This window comes from Candidatus Methanoperedens sp. BLZ2, assembly GCF_002487355.1.
GTDB lineage: Archaea > Halobacteriota > Methanosarcinia > Methanosarcinales > Methanoperedenaceae > Methanoperedens.
In genome coordinates, this window is the sequence record NZ_NTMG01000041.1 from 19,202 (window position 1) to 38,115 (window position 18,914).

The following is an 18,914-nucleotide window of genomic DNA, read 5'->3' on the forward strand; positions in this document are numbered from 1 at the left end:
TTTTTAATCACATAAAAGTATATTTATGTAATCTGTCATTATAGTATTGGGTATGCAATCGCGAATGCGGTTGAAATATAGAAGGAGGAAAAAACATGAAACCCACAAATATATTCAGGATATTAACACCCCTGATCCTGGCGCTGTTCATCCTGAGCTTATTCTCAGGAAGTGTTGCGGCACAGACAACAGCCAGAGAACAGTATGAAAAAACAAAAGAGCAATACCAGGTACAAAAAGAAAAGTTCGACAATACAAGAAAGCAATTCGAAGATGCGAAAAAACTCTTTGAGGAGGCTAACAAGAAATTTAAAAATGTACGAGACAATAAATCAGATAACAGGTCAAAAGAAGAATTGATGGAAAAGGCCAGGGAATATATCCTCAGGGCAATAAACCATACCGAAGCGCAACTTCAGGTAATGAAGAACAGGCTTGATAATCCTGAAAATAAAGGAATATTGGCCTCTGATGCTATAAAGATCATTGATGCACATACTGCACAGCTTGAACAGATGAAAGGAAATGTCAGCCAGGCAACTACTATCGATGAAATTAGAGCTGCCCATAAAGAACTGGCAGGAATTGTAGCTAAGATAAATCTTGAAACACGTTATTTCATGGGAATGGTGCTAAACCACAGGATCGACAATTTTATAAACCAGACAGATAACGTTTCAGCAAAAGTGGATGATGCTGTTGCAAAATTGAAAGCTAACGGTACAGATACAGAAGAACTTGAGTCCGATGCAGCAGAATTCAAGAACAAGGTAAAAGAAGCAAAAGACATCCAGGCCCAAACAGTGGCTTTATTTGCAACTCATTCCGGATTTGCTGCAGATGGCACTGTTACGAATGAAAAAGATGCCAGGGATTTCCTTAAAAAGGCAAATGAACTACAAAGAGATACGATCAAAAGATTGAAAGAAGCAGGCAAACAGTTGATAGAATTCGGTAAAGAATTCAGAAAACTTGCCCGTGGAAAAGTAAAAGTTAGTGAGAAAGGCGAACTGGAAATAAACGGTGAAGCCACTACTACACTTACTGCCAAGTAAAGGAGAATAAAAATATGAAATGGATTTATATCTTAATAGTGCTGGTTGTAGCGGCCTCAGCTTCAGGTTGCGTTGATAAGAATCAGGCTGAAACAACTGGACAGACCCCTGCCCAGACATCGGTTTCACCTGGTGAACCTGGTGAAGCAGCAGTTACACCCGGAGCAGTTGTAACTCCGGTAATTGCAACTCCGTCAGCAGGATCACCGGCAGTTTCACCGGCACCTGATGACCTTTTTGGGACAGAAAGTAATCTATCTGCAATAGATACTACGTTTAATGATATGAATATGGAAATTTCCTTATTGGATACCATTTAGGGTAGATGCAGGAGCATTTACCTTTCTTTTTTAAAAAACGAAAAAAAAGAAAAAAATTTAAGAAGAATATGAATTCTTCTTAACCGAACAAGGCGCCGAGGCCTTCCATTCCGCTTTCTTCAGCTTTCTCTTTGGATTTTTCATCTGCCTTTGGAGCTTCAGCTGCTGCCGGGGCTGCCGCTGCTGCTGCTGCCGGGGCTGCTGCTGCCGGGGCTGCAAATGCTGCCTTTGCAATGGCCTCTTCGATATTGACTCCATCAAGGGCTGAAACGAGTGCTTTTGCCCTTACTGCATCAACTTCAACACCTGCTGCTTTGATAACAGCGGTTATTCCTTCTTCAGTTACTTTCTTTCCTGCGCTGTGTAATAATAGCGCTGCATATACGTATTCCATTTTAATCACCTTTTATTGAATTTAACCAAATAACGGGCCAAAGCCCGTTATAAATCTTTTTTTTGTTTTTTTCTTCACTTGGGTGCTGCTGCAACCTTCTCCTTTATTTTGCTGCTGACGGAGTTAGCGTCTTTTGCCATTGCCAATCTGGCAATAGACATCATCTGCGCATTTGCTTTTCCAAGCAGTACATCGATGATTTCCGGCATCATGATTTCAGCATTTATTGCAAGATTCCTTGATTGCGATGCTGCCTTTGTGAGCAGTGTGCTGATAGTTGCTTTAGCCGGATAAGCTGAGTTGACTGACAAATTGAATGCATGTTGGACTGCCAACGTCAGATTATTTGTATAAGTGGTCTCATCGACCGACAGGATCTTTGATTCATAGATCATGCCATTTTCATAAACAGCACGAAGGTCAAGGCCCAGTTCCATGGGGTGTATTTCAAGGCGTGAAAGGATAGATGCAAGTTTTGCATCAACAACATCGCCTTTTTTAGCCACGGTCTTTGTCTGGCGGATAACGACTTTTCCACCTTCGATGCCTGCCGGGATTCCTGCTCCAGTCAATTCTCCGACTATCGGGCCGGGTGGGAAAGAAGTCGGTCCTTTCTCGACTACTATATCCTTTGGAGCGATGCCTCCTGGCTTCATTGGTGCAGAGGTCTTTCCTTTATCCAGGATCTTAAAGAGTTTGAAAGGATTCTCGTTAGTAAATAATAACGCGGTCTGATCTTCAACATATTTGTTTATCTGCTTAACTTCATCGGATGATTCAGCAAGCGCACGGTCAATTAGAGAATTCCTGCACATCTTGAGATCTGCAATACCGCGCAGGCTCTTTCTCATCAGCTGGAGCTGGTTAGATGGAATTCCTGTAACTCCTACAATACCGACTGAAGAATGAGTCGTTATAAGTCTTTTTATATCCTCAATTTCATCTTTTTTCCATTTTGGGATATGAATACTGTGGTGTACTAGTTCAGTTGACATTTTATACCACCTTTATTGCCGGCCCCATTGTGGATTTTACATAGATCGATTTGACGTTATACATGCCGCGTTCGTACCTGTGCTCAATACGGTTGATTATCGCCTCGATATTCTGGGATAATTTCACAGGATCCATATCCTTTTTACCCACCGCAATATGGAATGTCATTTTATCCTTGGACCTTACTTTTATTGAGTTCTTGGACTTGTTTATTACCTGAACGACATCCTTATCCGGGGTCAATGGTATAGGCATTTTCCCCCTGGGACCAAGCACCTGGCCAAGGGTTTTACCGATCAGAGGCATGTATGCTGCTTCTGCTATGAAGAAATTCACTTCTTCTGCTAAATTTTTTGTTCGTGTTTTGTCTTCTCCGAGAATACTTATCTCTTCGGGATCAAAAACATAATCTGCACCAGCAGCTTTCGCCCTCTGGGCAGTATCACCTTTTGCAAATACCGCGATCTTTATAGGTCTTCCCAGGCCGTTTGGCAGGATTATTTCTTCATCAAGCCTGTTTGTAGGCTGGTTCATATCAAGATTTTTAAGGTTGATAGCCAGATCAACGCTTTCTGCAAATTTTCGCTCCGGAGACTTTTCCAGAGCCTGCTTGACAGCTTCTAATACTTTTTCATGTTCCAATATAATTCCTCCCGTAGTTATTCGACTATTGTCTCCTACGGATGATAGGGGAGTACTCTTTTCTACTATAAAGTACTTTAAGCTATCGGTTAAGTGAGCAATATAATCAAACAATTTAAGATTTCAACAGCGTAAATTTTTAAAGTACACCCGAAAAAACCATAAGCTAATTAAAAGTGAAATCCCCACTCTCCAACCTGCCTGATTTATCATTCCAGCCGTTTGGTAAAATGTATTATCTTTTGCTCCATTCCTCTAAATTAAGTAGCACCCATAAATAAGCTGGTGTGAATAAAGTAGTACTAAGATAGTTATACAGGAATAAAGGGGTACAATGTTGATTTTATACTTAAATAGACACATTTCAAAGTTGAATTTTAATTATTGTAATAATATGATAGCACTAATTTCGATAAAAACCAAAAAGTTTATATGAGCATGTTAATTAGTAATTATTGCGAAGTAAATTTGCCTGGTTTGATTAAACCTGGCAGGAGAAATATATGAAATATACTATCGGGGACAATGTGCGATTCAAACTTGAAAATGGAGAGGTTGAAGAAGGAAATATACAATTCATCGAAAAGAGCAGGTATGAAGAAATATTCTATATAAATAGTTTCAGCAGATGGGCTTACAAAGTACCCGGGAAAAGAATAATACCGTGAACCACCCGCCTTTTCGACAAGCGATGGATTATACTTCCTATCAGTTATATAGTTAAACAGGTATTAAATGTTCCTGTATGGTAATAACCCTGCTTTCAGATTTCGGGGATGTATATCCGGCGTCCATGAAAGGTGTAATACTCGGAATTAATTCCGATGTAAATATCGTGGACATCACACATTCAATACCGCGCTATGATATACGTGCCGGAGCGTTCATATTAATGACCACGGCAAAATATTTTCCCTCAGGCACTGTCCATATAGCAGTAGTTGATCCTGGTGTCGGGACAAAAAGGCGCGAAATTGCAATCAAGGCTGTATCCCATAATGGTGAGATCCATTATTTTATCGGGCCGGACAACGGTCTTCTTATCCCTGCCGCAAAAAGCATTGGAACGATAGAAGTATATGAAATTTCAAATACAAATTTATTTCAAAAAAATATATCCTGCACTTTTCATGGCAGGGATATTTTTGCACCCGTGGGTGCGCATATTTCAAAAGGATCAAGGATTGAAGATGCAGGCGGACAAATCTTTGATTATAAGGAACTTGATTTTGGGAAGGGGAAAAAAGTGAATGGTTCCATTCATGGCAGAGTCATATATATTGACTCATTCGGTAATATTATCACAAATATTTCCCGGGAATCGGTGGATTTTCTGCCCGGGGATGAATTATGGGTCGGGAAAAGAAGGGTAATATTTGGTAGTTCATATGGGTTTTTTAAAGAAGGCGACCCCCTGGTATTAGTGGGCAGCCATGGGTTTCTTGAGTTAGCAGTGAACATGGGGAATGCATCGAAAATGTTTGGTAGGAAGCAGGGGGATGAAGTAATAATTTCGATTTAAATTTATGTTTCTGATGAATTTTTGGGATAAGTTATAAATAGTATTAGCTATTATTATCATTATCATAAGAATCATAGGGCAATGTCAAGATTTTACGCTTTATGAACATTTAAAAATCCAATCTAAAAGGTGAAATATGCTACGAAAAAATGTCTCTATAAGTGATACCCATTTAAAGATGCTCGACCCATTGCTTAAAAAACACCAGGGTAATTTATCTGCAGCAATGCGAGATATTATCGATTTCACCGGCTTTGTTACTGAAAATATGGGAAGCCTGGAAACTGCAAAAGATCTTTTTAAAGAAAAAAATCATGCAATGGAGCAGACACGAAACCGCATTTATGGAATAACAATTCCCCTGACAATGTTCAGGTGGCTTTTAAGTAATAGAAAAAGCAGTTTACCCCCCATAAATGAAGCAATTCAGTTGTTTTCACAACAAAATATCAATAGTTATGATATCAATACCCTTAACAAGGTAATAAATGAAGAGATCTCATTCCTGAACTGGCCTATTTCCGTGAATATCGGGAGTGAAAATGGTCAGATATCAATCCAGATAACGGGTATAGATCCTGAAATAAACAGTTTCTATGCAAAATTAATAACAATGTATCTCTCTAATAATAAGAGTCCTCAGAAAATAAGTAAACTATTGAATTATCCGGCATCTATATACATGTTATTCGGAAGTGCTTCCACTCAGGAAGAGGCACTAAAATCAATGTATGAAGCCTTTGGGGAAAATGGCCGGGATAAAATATCCGGGGAAAATGATATGGTTTTGATAGCATCATCATGACTCCTATATTTGCTTAACGCAAAGCATGTCCTATTTTTTTAGTTTGGTTATCCAATAAATAAAAGCTATAGTTATTAAAAAGAGCATTGCAATTAATATAACATTGTAAGACACAGGCTTTTTAACAGTATCTTTTATGATTTCAGGGGTCTCCTTCGGTGATGGGCTGGAAGTAATTGTTTGCATGGGTGTAATGGCCTGCGGACGGTATACAACCTGAATACTTTCAGTAATATTATTTCCATTCGTGTCCCACGCAGTTATGGTGATGTTATTGGTCCCTTCCTGAAGCTTGACTCTTTGATCCCATACCTTTGTTCCGGAAAAATTTCCGTTTACCAGAACTTCTTTAATATCATTTTTATCAGAAGCAGTACCTGAGATGTTAATTACCTGGTTTGAAAATATTTCGCCCTGCTGTGGCCTGTCAATTATTATCTGTGGGGGGATGGTATCAGGAACTTTGAAAATATGCCATGTGTCACCCGATGCCGCATAGATATAATCACCCGATGGATGGACTGCAATAGCGGCTCTATCTTTTATTTCATTTATAAAAAATGTACCGGTATTATTTGGAGCATAAGGGTTGCTGACATCCAGCAGGTTATATTCAGATGTTCCATCAGCCCTGGAAAGATAAACATCATTTCCTCGTATAGCTATATCATATACATTTTTTCCAAGAGAATGAAAGACTTCCTTTGGACTTTCCGGATCGGATACATCAACAATATAAAATCCAACTCTTTTTTCTGCACTTAAGAACACATAATTTCCAGAAACTTCAATCGATATCCCTGCCCATCCTTGAAGAGTTCCACTAATGTTAGATTTTAATACGTAAAACATTCCGGAAAGTTCCGGGTTTGTCTGATCGTTGAAATTAAAAATAAGTAATCCGGTATTTGTATCGGCTACATACATATATTTTTCAGTTACTGCAACATCATTTGCATTATCCAGGTAGGTGATCTGCTGTAATTTTGTTGGGTTTTCAGGATCACTGATATTGAGCACATATATCCAACCCGGACCTGATGCCATATACAAACGCTCTTCCAGAATAGATATCCCATAAACCTTATCAAAATCTGTCATTTTATTGAGCAGCCCGGGCTTTTCAGGATTACTTACATTGTATACCAGGAGGGAGTTCCCATCAGCAATGAACATGTAATCCTTATAGAATTCGGCATCGTGAGGTTCAGATGTTGTGAACGTGCCAACATCTGTCAAATTCTGCAGGGGTTCACATTGTGCCGGACCAATGGTTAAACCTGATATCAAAACAAGTAAAATAAAGCTGCGGATCAGAACTCTCACAATTATATTATAGAGGTCGTTAATATTTATATTTTCCGGCCTTTGTCGATATTGGTAATTTCTGGTTAAGTGGAACAATTGTGGGGAAATCTATATATGGTTAAAAATGAATTTGTATGAGTAAGTAGGATTATAAATAGTTAAACATGTAAATAAATAGTTTAACATCAGGTGATATCGTGAAAAAACCATTAATGTATATACTATTAACTTTGGTCGTCCTTTTATCAGGATGTGTATCGACAGTAACTCCAGTTGACCCATCGGACATAACAATAAGTGCTGCTCCGATCCAGATGAAAGAGTTCCAGGAAAAAGAAATATCAGTGAACGTTATGAACAACGCTACATCACCGATAGACTCTGTTTCTGTAAAGTCACTTGAGCCTTTCACAGTTCTCTCTGGCGGAAATGTGAATATTCCTGCAAGGGAAGACCAGCCGTCCACTGTTCTCTTATCTGCAAAAATCCAGGCGCCAGGTTTCAAAGATGTTACAGGTACAACAACTCTTACAGTGTCCTATGATTCAGGAAAGGATTCAAAAGGCAATCTCATAACCAAAACGAAGTCAATCCCTGTGAATACCATAGTTCTTCCTGATGCAAAACTTCAGTTCGTTGGCTTCGTTAAGGATATTAACAGCATATCAGAGGCCGAAGTAACTACATGGGAAGCAAGTGCCGGAGATAATGTGACTATAACCTTTTCAATTAAAAATGATGGCAGGTCAACAATAGATGAAAATACCCTGAAAGTATTCGTGGATGTTGATAATAAGAGAATGGGAACAAATAATTCACTCACAATCGGGAATGCAATGGCAAAAGGCGGAACATCCAATACACTACCTCTTCAAGTCCAGGTCCTGAAAAACGCACCCAATGGAGAGACAGATGTATTCGTTACTCTTATGATGGGTGATAAAGTCATTGATTCAAAGACAATAAAACTCAAGGTAAAACTATAAGATATGAAATTGAATGTTTTTTTATTTTTATTTTTTATTCTTATTGCAGTAGCCCTTAGCGGCTGCATGAGAGAATACGGTAGCGTCTATATAACTTCAACTGATGTTATGTATTCACAGGTTGAAGACGGAACAAAACTCACTGTGACCCCGTATATCAGGAATGACCAGGATACTGATACCGGCTCACTTACAGTCAAAGTAAAAATAAGGGAACCTTCAACAAATTTAATAGTTGCAGAAAAGGATTCGGATATAGGTTATATTAAAAGCAAATCTTCTTCGTCCAGCAGTGTATCACTCAATGTTCCGAATCCCGGCGAATATGCGGTTGTGGTCCAGGTATTTGAAGGAGGAAAGCTCTTAACTCCTGAACATTTTACTCCTGTTGTTGTCAAAGCAAAACCTGCGCCAGGTGATCCATCGGATATCAAACTTATTGATATGACCATTGTCGTAACCAAACTTCTCAATGATGCGTCAATGGCTGTAGTGGATGTTTCACCCGGATTATACAATCAGGGGGGAGATTCAAATCCACTGACCCTTGAAGTGACAGCCCAGGTAGACCCTTACAATACGTATGTCCAGAGTGAGACGCTAAATATAATAAAAAGCGAGGGCAGGTCCAGGGGCAAGGTGACATTCACCATTCCCAGGAATAAGGAATATAGTTTTTCTGTTAAAGTCCTGGAAAACGGAAAAACTGTTGCTCAGGCTGAATTGGTTGACAAAGTAAAACTGAATACTTTGAAATATAACGAACCGGTAACTAATATTCTTGTGGAAGAAGGGAAACCAAAACCTGCAACGCCAGCAGAACCAGGATTCCTTACTGTTTCTGCATTAATCGGGATATTGCTTGTATATCATATAATCATCCGGCGCAGGAGATGAAATAAAATGGAAGGGGAACAAAAGGAACAAAAAAGTGCAGGAAAGATAGAAGATAACAGTTTCCAAAAGCTGGTCAACATTGCAGTTGTTATCATGCTGGTTGGACTTATCTTTATCGCACTTTACACATTTTTTTTCGATATGCAGGAGGCAATTTCCACATTGTTTGATTATCGTTATGTAGCTCTAATCAGATCGATTTTCAGCCTTTTAGTGATCGGTATTGGCGTCTATCTTGTGAAAATGTTCCTTTCTCGATAATCGAAACCTTTTTCTATGGTTAAACATATTGTGAGTTCGCTGGCAAAGGTTTGATATACGATGTCGGCAATTAGCACCTGTTGTGCCCAGATAGCTCAGCCTGGGAGAGCGCTGCGCTGAAGACGCAGATGTCCCCGGTTCAAGTCCGGGTCTGGGCACTGTTCTTTTTACTTCGAACTCTCAGGTTCATCAACAAAAAAGAGTTTAGTATTTTAGTATCTCCTCGGCCTGCATTTATCCAGCAAAATGACTTTTCTGGCGGTCTCTATATCATTTGTTTTGAGTCTCATTTTGAACCACCACTTGTTGCCGCCTTCTTCTACGCTGCCCACAGCAACCATCCAGAATTCCCCATCGATTACAGCCAGCCCGTAATCATCTCCGAACCATTCGGTTACCTTGTCTAAAACTTTATCGGTTTCTTCCAGGGGCAGATCATAAAATGATTTTTTATCCTCATACTTATCCAGGAACCTCTCTGTCCCCTCTTTCCATGTCTCATCAAAAAAATCATCAAGAAGGTTCAAATCCCTGATGCATTTTAATCCCATTTCAATTTTCTTAAACTTGTCTACAGTTTGTTCTGTATTTCTATCCATATACTTATTCACCCCTTCATTTAATAATATGTAATGGCAACGGTATTAAATCTATTGAAAACAATTATATACTAACAACCAGAATTGTTAATATGCTAATTTAAGGGGGTAAAATATGCCAGCAGAACCACAGAAAACATTTGAACAGAATATGGAAGCAATGAGCAAAATGACTCCGGCACAGATGCAGGATAAAATCAAAGAGCTGAGTAAAATATGTATTTGTGTAAACTGTCCTACTTATATTGGAACCGGCGAAAACAAACTTGCATTTTGCGCAATCGGGAGAAGCACAATAATCAAGAATTATAAAGGCTGTCTATGCCCTACCTGCCCTGTCCAGAAGACATTGTCTCTCAGATGGGACCGCTACTGCCTCAGGGGTTCTGGTAAAGAGCAGGCAGGTATGAAATAAAATTGATACATGAACAATTAAGAAAGTATTCAGAGCTGTATATTTACTTCTACCTGTGTATTTATTTCTACTTTTATTAATTCTGGATTCCACCTTTTCCAGAGCTCCTCTTAAGACTATAAAAAACCGTAAAAAAAAAGAGGGAATGTTCTTCCAATAATTCTTCTGAAGCAGCATAGTATTGCAGCTTTTACATCCCTCATAAAAGGCTATGGATGCGTATTTATCTTTACAGCTACTCAGATGCTTCTGCTTCCTCAGATGCTGCTGCCCTCTTGGATGTCTTTGAGTGTGCGCTTGGCATTTCCTCCTCCTCGCTGGCACCCCCCTTTACTTTCTCCATTAGCTCTTTGTTGAAATTCCTCATTCTCTCATTGTATTCTTCAGTGGCACCTGATTTTGTGCTTTTCCCATGAGATTTTCCGGCCTGTTTAACTGGCTCCTCTTCTTCAACATGTTGTTCCTCTCTTGTTGCCATACTTTTCACCTCCTTTTAATTTATATCTTGCTTTCAATCTCAGTTTCTATTATGCTCTCTTTCAAGAGTTAAAGGAAACTTTGAATGAGTTTTATATTTATTAATTGTAGCTGTTAATTAGAAAGATCGCTATAGTCTTTCATTTCTTGTTAGAACCTACTTCCCTATAATATCCTATATGCGTGCCAATATTTATATTTATACTATGTCAGGAAGTTAGTAAAGTCAATAATAACAAAAGGTGGTTGGCCATACTCTGGTATAAAAAGTTCTTTTAATAAATGTTTCATACTGATATAATGGTGAGTGAGATAAAACGAATACCTCATCATAGCATCATGGGTGTGGAAATTAATCTCACCAAAATCTTATCTTGTGTGAACCTATCCAATTTTATCCGAAAAAATATGTAACATATTTAAAATCAGCTTTTGTAGGAGTTAAAATATGGTCAATATTTATGATGAAGATAATTAATAGCCATATAAAAGGAATTGGCTACACCTTAAAATTTTATAGAGCTTTTGATACTCTTTATCTCACTTAATTTTAATGTTTGTGAAGAATAATCATACTTAGCCTTATATTAATGTGTCTTCCAGGTAAAATCATATGACTGAAAAAAAGCAGAAATCCATCCTTATTGTAAGCGGTGAACCGGATATAGCTGACTTGTTTGCTGAAATGCTTCTCATGGTTGATAATACGTATATTGTTACCACAGCATTTACAGCAAAAAGGTGTCTGGCCGGAATTAAAAAAAGTTCTCCCGATTTGGTTTTGATGGATATGGAACTTCCGGACATGGATGGATGGGATTTAATAGAAAAAATAAAAAAGAATCATTCGGATATACCTATTGTGGTCAATACATCGAAAATTCCCGTAATCAGCGATATGTTCAGGCTTTCCATGGTCTCGGATTACCTCATAAAGCCTGTAACCCTGGATTGCCTTCATATGGCTGTAAAGGATGCTATTGAAATTCCCTCATATCTTGAACAATGCGTTAAAACAATTAAATATCACAAAGAAAAGGAGGATGTATTGTATTTATTATTCTTATTATTGAAACAAAACATTCTTGACAGGAAACGATTCATCTTGCTGCGGCAGCTTTATCCGGACCATACACTTGAAAATGACCCGGAAAGCAGGAAACTTCTTGATAATTTGAAAAAGAAGATCAATTCAGCACAAACCGAAATAAAACATTTCAAAAATGACAGGTTTTTATTAGCCTGATATTCTTTTAATTATTGCCATCCTTCCTCTGGTGCAGGGAGATTCACCTGCGCATTTTGCCTTATTTATCACACCTTTTTCACAACACCGTTTATATGTATGCATCATGATAATGATTATAAGATGAAAGGTCTGGCGTAATGACGCCACCTAACTCTATAAATCAAAAAATATAAAATTTAAACGGAGGCGTTATGAAAGCTAAAGGAACAAAATTAATAAAAAATGAAGACGCCGATGTCGGTATAGGCACTCTGATCATATTTATCGCCATGGTACTTGTTGCGGCGGTAGCAGCAGCAGTGTTGATCCAGACATCCGGTGTGCTGCAGCAAAAAGCAACAACCGTAGGCAAGGAAGCAACATCGGAAATATCTTCCAACTTGAAAATCATATCTATCATCGCTGATGTCACGGGCGAACAAGCTACGGACCTTACCTTCTCAGTAGAAATATCAGCAGGTGGAAATCCTATTGATATAAATAAAACTGTAGTGAAATATATAGATGATACAAATGCAGTATTTATTAACATTTCTGCGCTCTATACAGAAGAAAGGACTTTAGACGGAGATGCCAATATTCTATCACCAGGGGACCTTGGCAAATTTACTCTTGATCTTACTGGAAAAGAATTGGCTGCCAGGAAATCTGCCACTATCCAGATTGTTCCTGAAAAAGGTTCTATGGTAATAAAAGATATTGTTGCCCCATCAACATATGGAGGAAATACCCAGTATCAGTTATTCCCATAAAGGAAAAATTCTTTAGAAGGTGAAAATATGAATAAACAAAAAAATAACATATTAATAAATGATACGGCGGATGTTGGTATAGGGACATTGATAATATTTATTGCAATGGTTCTTGTAGCAGCTGTGGCAGCAGCAGTGCTGATCCAGACATCTGGCATTCTGCAGCAAAAAGCCCAGCAGACTGGTAAAGAAGCAGCAACAGAAGTCACATCCAATTTGAATTTTGTCTCGATTATCGGTAATGTGAATACAAGCTCGAAGAAAGTTGAAAACTTTACCATAGCTTTACAATTGTCAGCTGGCGGGCAAAATATTGATTTTAAATCTGTTGTTGTGAAATATATTGACAGCGCTGTAACGGATACAATGGTTTACAATAGTAGTGTAGGTGTAGCTAATATAACTTCAACAATGTTTAACTACACTGAACAGCGCTATGTTGGATCTGCCGCGAATTCCGTCCTGCAAGTAGGTGAACTTGGAATAATCACAATTAATACAACCACTGATTTAGGCCTCAGGGAAAAGGGCCTTATTGAGGTTATTCCGGAATCAGGCACAATGGTAATGAAGGAAGTAATAGCCCCCTCATCCTGGGGAACCAAGAACTATTCCCAGCTATTCCCCTGAAAAAGGGGAATTTTTTCCTTTTTAAAGGAAAGGAGTAATACATGAAAGCAAACCAAAAATTCCTGACAGACAATGAAAGGGGTGATATCGGAGTTGGCACTTTGATCATATTCATTGCGATGGTGCTTGTCGCCGCAGTAGCTGCCACAGTACTGATATACACAACAGGGGCGCTTCAGCAGAAAGCTACAAAGACAAGCAAAGAGGCCACACAGCAGATATCTTCAAATATCGTTGTGGAGCAGGTTCTTGGAGATAGAGGAGAAACTTCCAACCAATCAATAAATGATCTATTAATCAGGCTTAAACCGGATGTAGGTACTACTTCAATAGATTTGAGACAGGTTATTGTAACGATTATGGATTCTACTAAACGCTATGATCTAAATTATTCAAGTGAGGGTTATAATAGTTCTAACACTACTAACACTACTAACACAACATATACTGCTATAGCAGTGCGGGATGAAGACATGTCATTTTCTAACACAACTCCTGTACTTAACAGTGGAGATTTAATAGAAATCCAGGTATCTGCCAATGCTATACAGGGTATAGTCTTAGCCCCGAGAAAAACTTTCTGGCTATCTTTGAACCAGGAACTGGGGCAGGCGGTAAATCTCGAAATAGCAACTCCAAATTCGTTCGGAGTAAACAGGTACGTACGATTATACCCATAACAGTGGAGAGATCCAATGGGCTTTTCAACCTCTGCTGTTATGGTTATATTCATTGCGTCAATTCTGCAAATGGCGTCAATATTCTATCCCATGGCGGATATGTCATATCGGCAGGTTCAAGAAGCAAAAAAAAGTTCAAATGAATTATGGGATGAAAAATTGAATACCAAAATAGTAATCACGAACTGGGACCAGGATGGCAGAAACCTGACTGTATTTAATAATGGCTCAATGACCCTTAATTCCAGTAAGATCAATGTAATATTAAATGGGAAATTCGACTCGTCTTATACTGTAAATCCCGGCGGTGTCTGGCCGCCTGAGACATCCATCAATGTAACGATTGAACTTGTAAGCGGCAGAGTGAAGATTATAACCGAAAATGGTGCAGCTGATTATTATTCACTGACCTAGGAGATAAAAATGGGAGCAGGCGCATCAGCAACTCAGATGGTCTTTTTCATCACATCTGTAATAATTGCATTGAGTGTAGTTGGAGCAATTTTCCTGAACATCCAATCGATTTCCTCAGCAGCAATTATGGGGAGTAAGGCATTTGCGGAACAATTGAAAACGGATATCACCATCATAAGTGATCCTGAATTGATACCTTATAACAGTAGCAGCGGCATTTATACATTTTACGTAAAAAACACGGGGAAAGAAGAGCTTGGCATACAATATATTACAGTCATCATAGACGGAACTATCGTTGCTGACAGTAACCTTAATAAAACAATTTTAGGTAACGATCCGATGTGGCTTTCAGGAGATGTACTGCAAATAAACGCGACAACGTCGCTTTCCGCAAGCAGTCATAATATCAGGGTAATAACGAATAACGGAATTGAAGATACTTTTTCATTCAGGATACCTTAAAATATGGCAGGATATAATTTTGTGCTTGACAGGGACGAATTGAACCAGATGCTGGGGGGCGGTTTTCCGAAAGGTTCCCTGATAATGATAGACGGTCCCAGCGGGAGTGGAAAAAGCGCACTGTGCCAGAGATTTGCTTACGGTCTTCTTGACAATAAAAATACAGTCACCTATATTTCAACTCAATTAACCACGAAAAATTTCATCAGGCAGATGAAATCACTCGATTATCCGATAGGGATAAGGTTGCTAAAAGGCGAACTATTGTATATTCCGGTTTTTCCATTGTTAAAAGAATCAAAGCCCAGGATTGATTTTCTCCAGCGCCTTATGGGTGCGGAAGGACTTTATGAAAAAAACATAATTATTATAGATACTCTTTCGGCGCTTATCCGATATGGGACCGATGCACAGAAAAGCCTTGAGCTAATTTCGTTTTTCAAGAAAATAACAGGTTTACAGAAAACGATTATTATTACAATGGACACCACAGAGATGCCTGCTCATGTAGTTTCCGAATTTAAAGACGCGGCTGAGATCATGATAACAATCAAAATGCGGCAGATGGGAACTGAAATGCTGCGAACTATGGTCATAAACAAATATTCGAATCCTGAAATACAGGTTGGGGCAATGATCGGATTCAAGGTAGAAGCAAAAAGCGGTGTCATGATCAACATTTCCGGGGTATCATAAATGAGTGATCATCATGGATGATAAATTCGAAGAAGCCCTGAAAAGAAACCCGCATCTGTCAGAATATGTGGATAAATGCAAGAAAGAAAGCGGGGTAATGCCGGACTTCATGCCTAAATTATCCCGTGATATTGTAGACATTCCTGTACCTTCCATAATTTATCCTGTGGGCGACCCGATCTTTATCCATCTAAAAGGTGACAAGGTCACAAAGCAAATTTTTTATATTGCGATTGAGCCAGCCCTATCCCCGGATGAGTCAAAAAAGTATAAGGCTATAATGGATACTATTCTTGAAAAAGCTGCAGATGAAATAGTTCCTGAAAATGAGGAACAATTGAGAAAGTTAATGATGAAACTTTTTAATGAATCGGTTCATATTGCGGGGAAATTGGCACCAATTGGAATATTTGATAAATTCCTTGGAGCAAAATCCGTATCTTTAACCCAGGATGAATATGATAAGATCTCTTATTTCCTTGACCGGGATGTCATTGGCCAGGGACCGATAGAGCCTGTAATAAGGGACCCTTACCTTGAAGATATTCATAGTATCGGAGTAAGCGGCATATATATAGTCCATAAAATAATGAACATGCTTACAACCAATTTGACTTTTGGCACCCAGGAAAACCTGAGTCACTGGCTGCATACCGTGGGTGAACGTATCGGCAGGCCTGTAAGCGATGCGCGCCCCCTGATCGATGGATCTCTTGGTGATGGTACAAGAATTGCTGCTATTTATAGTACTGACATCAGCCGGAAAGGTTCCAGTTTCACCATGAGAAAATTCATGGAAGTGCCGGCGAGTATTCCCCAGCTTATCAAGTGGGGAAGTGTAGACGCAAATCTTTGCGCATATCTGTGGCTTTTGCTTGAGAACCAGATGAGCATTTTTTTTAGCGGTGAAACAGCAAGCGGCAAAACAACAATGCTTAACGCTGCATTGCCTTTCATTAGCAGCAAATCAAAGATGTATACAGTAGAAGATACAGCTGAAGTACTTCCACCACAGCCGGCATGGCAGCAATTGATCACGCGGCTTGATGGTCCGATCGAATCCCAGGTAGATACATTTACTCTCTTAAAAGTTGCCCTGCGCTCAAGACCAAACTATATCATTGTGGGTGAAATCAGGGGCGCAGAGGGCGCGGTCGCATTCCAGGCAATGCAGACAGGACATGCTGTTCTTGCCACGTTCCATGCGTCATCTGTCAGAAAACTTCTCCAGAGGCTTACTGGTGAGCCTATAAATATCCCGCCAACATTTGCTGATAACCTCAATGCAGCTTTGATCCTCCAGGCAATATATAGAAAAGGCAAATATTTGCGAAGATGCACATCGGTTGATGAGATAGAAGGTTATCTTGAAGAGGCGGGAGGTGTAATAACCAGGGGAGTTTTTGAGTGGGATTTTACAAATGACAGGCATCGTTTCAGGGGTATGAATAATAGTTTCCTCCTTGACAAGATAGCTACCAAACAGGGTTATGATGATAAGCGCCTGATATATGATGACCTTGCTTTACGTGCCAAAATACTTACCAGGATGGTAGAAGAAAATATCCTGGATTATTATAAAGTAAGGGATATAATCTGGGCATACCAGGCAAGAGGTCTTGAAGGTATTCCTTTTGAGGTATGAAATATGAACACAAAAGTCATATTCCATTGCCTTGGGATCTCGCAAAAAAAATATTTTATGAATTTTGTGATCCCGATAGCTATTTTAGCGATTTTATTTCCAATTATAATCCTGCTGCTTGTCCCTTCAGTCATGGAAGGAGTTCTTTTCGTGGGTGTAATGCTTGTCCCCATTGCACTATTTTCAATCGTGATAATATATCCAATATCAAGCCTGGAAGGAAAAAAAAAAGAAATTGACAATAATATACATTATTACATTACACATATGGGTGTTCTTGCTACTTCCCAGATGACAAGGGTTGATCTATTACTCAAGCTGTCACATACTGAAGCTTATGGTTATCTGGCAAAAGAGACCGGAAGGATATATGCTCTTATTTACTACTGGCATGTAAGTTTCCCGGTTGCATGCAGGTTCATAGCCCAGCGAACACCTTCCATTCTTTTTTCGGACTTTCTTGACCGGATGGCGCATTCTGTCCAGGCAGGACAGGATTTCAGGGAGTTCGTATTATCCGAGCAAACCGTGGTAATGAAAGACTTTGTGACCATGTACCAGGACTCTTTAAATTCCATAGATATGATAAAAGAAATGTTTATTTCAATGTGCATGTCTCTTATATTCATAGTAGCATTCGCGATCATCATGCCAATAATCACGGGCATGGATTCCATATTACTGCTTGGCGGCGCAATAGTTCTGTTTATAGGCACGGAATTTGTAATATTGTTATATGCCAGGTCAAAGGTTCCTGCAGACAGAATATGGCATACACTTGAAATCGAAACAACTGCTGACCGCAGGATCAAATGGTCTATGCCGGTTTCTTTACTCCTCTGTATAATCGTTACGGGAATTGTTGTTCCATTTTCTAAATTACCAACAACTATACTGTTTGCCACTTCATTAACTCCGTTATTGCTTACCGGACTGATAGCGCGGACTGAGGAAAATAAGATAAAAAGATATGATAATAATTTTGGAGCCTTTATCCGTTCTCTTGGCGGGGCCGCAGGGTCAAGAAGCGGACTAATTCTTGAATCATTAAAAGAATTGATTTCTCATGATTTCGGCCCGCTTTCAGAAAATGTAAATAACCTGTATAAGAGACTCAGAACAAGGCTCAGTACTCCGCGTTCATGGGAGCATTTCGCTGCAGGAACAGGGAGTAATCTGATTGAACGTTTTGCAACGATGTTCGTGGAAGGAACAAATGTGGGCGGGAAACCAGCTTTAATCGGAGATATTATAAGCCACAATTTTATGAGTATACTTTCAATGAGAAAATTGAGATATAGCAGCGCTTCAAGCCTGATAGGCGTGCTTTATGGCATGACCGCAGGAATTGCAGCGACTATGTTCCTTGCTGTGTCTATAATTGCAATGCTGGCAAAAATGTTTTCAAATGTTTCGATACCTGATATCGATATTGGGATTTCAATTGCTACGATTTCTGCCACTAATATTCCGCTGATGACAACGATGCTTATGATAATGATGGTATGTCATTCACTTATGTCTGCAATGCTAATAAGAATTGTTGATGGGGGTCATCATTTTAATACCTATACTCATTTTGTAGGACTTGTCTGGATTTCCGCGCTGACTGCTGAATTGACAATTCAGGGGATGGGACCGCTATTGGGTATGTAATGATAATGAGATCACACTAAATTTCACACTTTTGTATATATCGATGTGAT

24 protein-coding genes and 1 tRNA gene are annotated in these 18,914 nt (G+C 39.1%); 19 read left to right on the forward strand and 6 right to left on the reverse strand.

Going from position 1 to position 18,914, the window contains the following annotated elements:
• Nucleotides 1–95 precede the first annotated feature (95 nt).
• Both CL181_RS07130 and CL181_RS07135 read left to right on the forward strand, forming a co-directional pair.
• Nucleotides 96–1,055 (forward strand): hypothetical protein, encoded by a 960-nt coding sequence (locus tag CL181_RS07130; protein WP_097298613.1) that lies wholly within the window; start codon nt 96–98, stop codon nt 1,053–1,055.
• Between the two features lie 14 nt (nt 1,056–1,069).
• A complete protein-coding gene (locus tag CL181_RS07135) occupies nt 1,070–1,375 on the forward strand; it encodes a hypothetical protein (protein ID WP_097298614.1) in 306 nt (101 codons plus the stop codon).
• Between the two features lie 79 nt (nt 1,376–1,454).
• Here CL181_RS07135 and rpl12p read toward each other — a convergent pair whose 3' ends face one another.
• The 3 genes from rpl12p to CL181_RS07150 form a co-directional block, all read right to left on the reverse strand.
• Nucleotides 1,455–1,769: a 50S ribosomal protein P1 gene (gene rpl12p, locus CL181_RS07140; RefSeq protein WP_097298615.1), complete on the reverse strand. Its 315-nt coding sequence runs from the start codon at nt 1,767–1,769 to the stop codon at nt 1,455–1,457.
• A 74-nt stretch (nt 1,770–1,843) separates the two neighbouring features.
• Entirely contained in the window at nt 1,844–2,764 is a 921-nt protein-coding gene (locus tag CL181_RS07145; protein WP_097298616.1) for a 50S ribosomal protein L10, read from the reverse strand.
• Nucleotide 2,765: 1 nt separating this feature from the next.
• Nucleotides 2,766–3,407 carry a 50S ribosomal protein L1 gene (locus CL181_RS07150; protein WP_097298617.1) on the reverse strand — a complete coding sequence of 214 codons (642 nt, stop codon included), beginning with the start codon at nt 3,405–3,407 and terminating at the stop codon, nt 2,766–2,768.
• Between the two features lie 503 nt (nt 3,408–3,910).
• Between CL181_RS07150 and CL181_RS20215 the strand changes: the two genes are divergently transcribed.
• The 3 genes from CL181_RS20215 to CL181_RS07160 all read left to right on the forward strand — a co-directional run bounded on the left by CL181_RS20215 (nt 3,911) and on the right by CL181_RS07160 (nt 5,734).
• Nucleotides 3,911–4,075: a hypothetical protein gene (locus tag CL181_RS20215; RefSeq protein ID WP_176505105.1), complete on the forward strand. Its 165-nt coding sequence runs from the start codon at nt 3,911–3,913 to the stop codon at nt 4,073–4,075.
• A gap of 77 nt (nt 4,076–4,152) precedes the next feature.
• Nucleotides 4,153–4,929, forward strand: coding sequence for an S-adenosyl-l-methionine hydroxide adenosyltransferase family protein (locus tag CL181_RS07155; protein WP_097298618.1), 777 nt, complete (start codon nt 4,153–4,155; stop codon nt 4,927–4,929).
• Nucleotides 4,930–5,065: 136 nt separating this feature from the next.
• Nucleotides 5,066–5,734 (forward strand): hypothetical protein, encoded by a 669-nt coding sequence (locus CL181_RS07160; protein WP_097298619.1) that lies wholly within the window; start codon nt 5,066–5,068, stop codon nt 5,732–5,734.
• A 30-nt stretch (nt 5,735–5,764) separates the two neighbouring features.
• Here CL181_RS07160 and CL181_RS07165 read toward each other — a convergent pair whose 3' ends face one another.
• Complete coding sequence (locus CL181_RS07165; protein WP_141398830.1) at nt 5,765–7,060, reverse strand: Ig-like domain-containing protein; 1,296 nt, start codon at nt 7,058–7,060, stop codon at nt 5,765–5,767.
• Nucleotides 7,061–7,239: 179 nt separating this feature from the next.
• Here CL181_RS07165 and CL181_RS07170 point away from each other — a divergent pair, with 179 nt between their 5' ends.
• From CL181_RS07170 to CL181_RS07185, 4 genes are all read left to right on the forward strand, one after another.
• Entirely contained in the window at nt 7,240–8,028 is a 789-nt protein-coding gene (locus CL181_RS07170; RefSeq protein ID WP_141398831.1) for a hypothetical protein, read from the forward strand.
• A gap of 3 nt (nt 8,029–8,031) precedes the next feature.
• Nucleotides 8,032–8,925, forward strand: coding sequence for a hypothetical protein (locus CL181_RS07175; protein ID WP_097298622.1), 894 nt, complete (start codon nt 8,032–8,034; stop codon nt 8,923–8,925).
• A gap of 6 nt (nt 8,926–8,931) precedes the next feature.
• On the forward strand, nt 8,932–9,186 hold the full coding sequence (locus CL181_RS07180) for a hypothetical protein (protein ID WP_097298623.1): 255 nt from the start codon (nt 8,932–8,934) through the stop codon (nt 9,184–9,186).
• Between the two features lie 84 nt (nt 9,187–9,270).
• Nucleotides 9,271–9,344, forward strand: a tRNA-Phe gene (locus CL181_RS07185).
• A gap of 54 nt (nt 9,345–9,398) precedes the next feature.
• Here CL181_RS07185 and CL181_RS07190 read toward each other — a convergent pair.
• The gene (locus tag CL181_RS07190) at nt 9,399–9,785 is read right to left on the reverse strand and encodes a hypothetical protein (RefSeq protein WP_097298624.1); all 387 of its coding nucleotides are present in this window, start codon (nt 9,783–9,785) and stop codon (nt 9,399–9,401) included.
• A 115-nt stretch (nt 9,786–9,900) separates the two neighbouring features.
• Here CL181_RS07190 and CL181_RS07195 point away from each other — a divergent pair, with 115 nt between their 5' ends.
• A complete protein-coding gene (locus tag CL181_RS07195; RefSeq protein WP_097298625.1) occupies nt 9,901–10,200 on the forward strand; it encodes a DUF2769 domain-containing protein in 300 nt (99 codons plus the stop codon).
• Between the two features lie 235 nt (nt 10,201–10,435).
• On the opposite strand, the gene CL181_RS07200 is transcribed toward CL181_RS07195, so the two are convergent.
• Complete coding sequence (locus tag CL181_RS07200; protein WP_097298626.1) at nt 10,436–10,678, reverse strand: hypothetical protein; 243 nt, start codon at nt 10,676–10,678, stop codon at nt 10,436–10,438.
• 612 nt (nt 10,679–11,290) lie between these two features.
• On the opposite strand from CL181_RS07200, the gene CL181_RS07205 reads away from it, so the two are divergent.
• From CL181_RS07205 to flaJ, 9 genes are all read left to right on the forward strand, one after another.
• Complete coding sequence (locus CL181_RS07205) at nt 11,291–11,923, forward strand: response regulator (protein WP_097298627.1); 633 nt, start codon at nt 11,291–11,293, stop codon at nt 11,921–11,923.
• Nucleotides 11,924–12,117: 194 nt separating this feature from the next.
• Nucleotides 12,118–12,678 (forward strand): flagellin, encoded by a 561-nt coding sequence (locus CL181_RS07210; protein WP_097298628.1) that lies wholly within the window; start codon nt 12,118–12,120, stop codon nt 12,676–12,678.
• Nucleotides 12,679–12,705: 27 nt separating this feature from the next.
• The gene (locus CL181_RS07215) at nt 12,706–13,308 is read left to right on the forward strand and encodes an archaellin/type IV pilin N-terminal domain-containing protein (RefSeq protein ID WP_097298629.1); all 603 of its coding nucleotides are present in this window, start codon (nt 12,706–12,708) and stop codon (nt 13,306–13,308) included.
• A gap of 41 nt (nt 13,309–13,349) precedes the next feature.
• A complete protein-coding gene (locus CL181_RS07220; protein WP_097298630.1) occupies nt 13,350–13,988 on the forward strand; it encodes an archaellin/type IV pilin N-terminal domain-containing protein in 639 nt (212 codons plus the stop codon).
• A 15-nt stretch (nt 13,989–14,003) separates the two neighbouring features.
• The gene (locus tag CL181_RS07225) at nt 14,004–14,402 is read left to right on the forward strand and encodes a hypothetical protein (RefSeq protein ID WP_097298631.1); all 399 of its coding nucleotides are present in this window, start codon (nt 14,004–14,006) and stop codon (nt 14,400–14,402) included.
• 9 nt (nt 14,403–14,411) lie between these two features.
• Nucleotides 14,412–14,867 (forward strand): flagellar protein G, encoded by a 456-nt coding sequence (locus tag CL181_RS07230; protein WP_097298632.1) that lies wholly within the window; start codon nt 14,412–14,414, stop codon nt 14,865–14,867.
• A 3-nt stretch (nt 14,868–14,870) separates the two neighbouring features.
• The gene (locus tag CL181_RS07235; RefSeq protein WP_097298633.1) at nt 14,871–15,563 is read left to right on the forward strand and encodes an ATPase domain-containing protein; all 693 of its coding nucleotides are present in this window, start codon (nt 14,871–14,873) and stop codon (nt 15,561–15,563) included.
• A gap of 13 nt (nt 15,564–15,576) precedes the next feature.
• Nucleotides 15,577–17,208, forward strand: a complete 1,632-nt coding sequence (locus CL181_RS07240) for a type II/IV secretion system ATPase subunit (protein WP_097298634.1) — start codon at nt 15,577–15,579, stop codon at nt 17,206–17,208.
• A gap of 3 nt (nt 17,209–17,211) precedes the next feature.
• Nucleotides 17,212–18,864, forward strand: a complete 1,653-nt coding sequence (gene flaJ / locus CL181_RS07245) for an archaellar assembly protein FlaJ (protein WP_097298635.1) — start codon at nt 17,212–17,214, stop codon at nt 18,862–18,864.
• Nucleotides 18,865–18,914: the final 50 nt, after the last annotated feature.

Excerpts from the sequence above, each read along its gene's own strand:
- CL181_RS07130 (WP_097298613.1), top strand. The coding sequence starts at position 96 with ATGAAACCCACAAATATATTCAGGATATTAACACCCCTGATCCTGGCG.
- CL181_RS07135 (WP_097298614.1), top strand. The coding sequence starts at position 1,070 with ATGAAATGGATTTATATCTTAATAGTGCTGGTTGTAGCGGCCTCAGCT.
- rpl12p (WP_097298615.1), bottom strand. The coding sequence starts at position 1,769 with ATGGAATACGTATATGCAGCGCTATTATTACACAGCGCAGGAAAGAAA.
- CL181_RS07145 (WP_097298616.1), bottom strand. The coding sequence starts at position 2,764 with ATGTCAACTGAACTAGTACACCACAGTATTCATATCCCAAAATGGAAA.
- CL181_RS20215 (WP_176505105.1), top strand. The coding sequence starts at position 3,911 with ATGAAATATACTATCGGGGACAATGTGCGATTCAAACTTGAAAATGGA.
- CL181_RS07155 (WP_097298618.1), top strand. The coding sequence starts at position 4,153 with ATGGTAATAACCCTGCTTTCAGATTTCGGGGATGTATATCCGGCGTCC.
- CL181_RS07160 (WP_097298619.1), top strand. The coding sequence starts at position 5,066 with ATGCTACGAAAAAATGTCTCTATAAGTGATACCCATTTAAAGATGCTC.
- CL181_RS07175 (WP_097298622.1), top strand. The coding sequence starts at position 8,032 with ATGAAATTGAATGTTTTTTTATTTTTATTTTTTATTCTTATTGCAGTA.
- CL181_RS07180 (WP_097298623.1), top strand. The coding sequence starts at position 8,932 with ATGGAAGGGGAACAAAAGGAACAAAAAAGTGCAGGAAAGATAGAAGAT.
- CL181_RS07190 (WP_097298624.1), bottom strand. The coding sequence starts at position 9,785 with ATGGATAGAAATACAGAACAAACTGTAGACAAGTTTAAGAAAATTGAA.
- CL181_RS07195 (WP_097298625.1), top strand. The coding sequence starts at position 9,901 with ATGCCAGCAGAACCACAGAAAACATTTGAACAGAATATGGAAGCAATG.
- CL181_RS07200 (WP_097298626.1), bottom strand. The coding sequence starts at position 10,678 with ATGGCAACAAGAGAGGAACAACATGTTGAAGAAGAGGAGCCAGTTAAA.
- CL181_RS07205 (WP_097298627.1), top strand. The coding sequence starts at position 11,291 with ATGACTGAAAAAAAGCAGAAATCCATCCTTATTGTAAGCGGTGAACCG.
- CL181_RS07210 (WP_097298628.1), top strand. The coding sequence starts at position 12,118 with ATGAAAGCTAAAGGAACAAAATTAATAAAAAATGAAGACGCCGATGTC.
- CL181_RS07215 (WP_097298629.1), top strand. The coding sequence starts at position 12,706 with ATGAATAAACAAAAAAATAACATATTAATAAATGATACGGCGGATGTT.
- CL181_RS07220 (WP_097298630.1), top strand. The coding sequence starts at position 13,350 with ATGAAAGCAAACCAAAAATTCCTGACAGACAATGAAAGGGGTGATATC.
- CL181_RS07225 (WP_097298631.1), top strand. The coding sequence starts at position 14,004 with ATGGGCTTTTCAACCTCTGCTGTTATGGTTATATTCATTGCGTCAATT.
- CL181_RS07230 (WP_097298632.1), top strand. The coding sequence starts at position 14,412 with ATGGGAGCAGGCGCATCAGCAACTCAGATGGTCTTTTTCATCACATCT.
- CL181_RS07235 (WP_097298633.1), top strand. The coding sequence starts at position 14,871 with ATGGCAGGATATAATTTTGTGCTTGACAGGGACGAATTGAACCAGATG.
- CL181_RS07240 (WP_097298634.1), top strand. The coding sequence starts at position 15,577 with ATGGATGATAAATTCGAAGAAGCCCTGAAAAGAAACCCGCATCTGTCA.
- flaJ (WP_097298635.1), top strand. The coding sequence starts at position 17,212 with ATGAACACAAAAGTCATATTCCATTGCCTTGGGATCTCGCAAAAAAAA.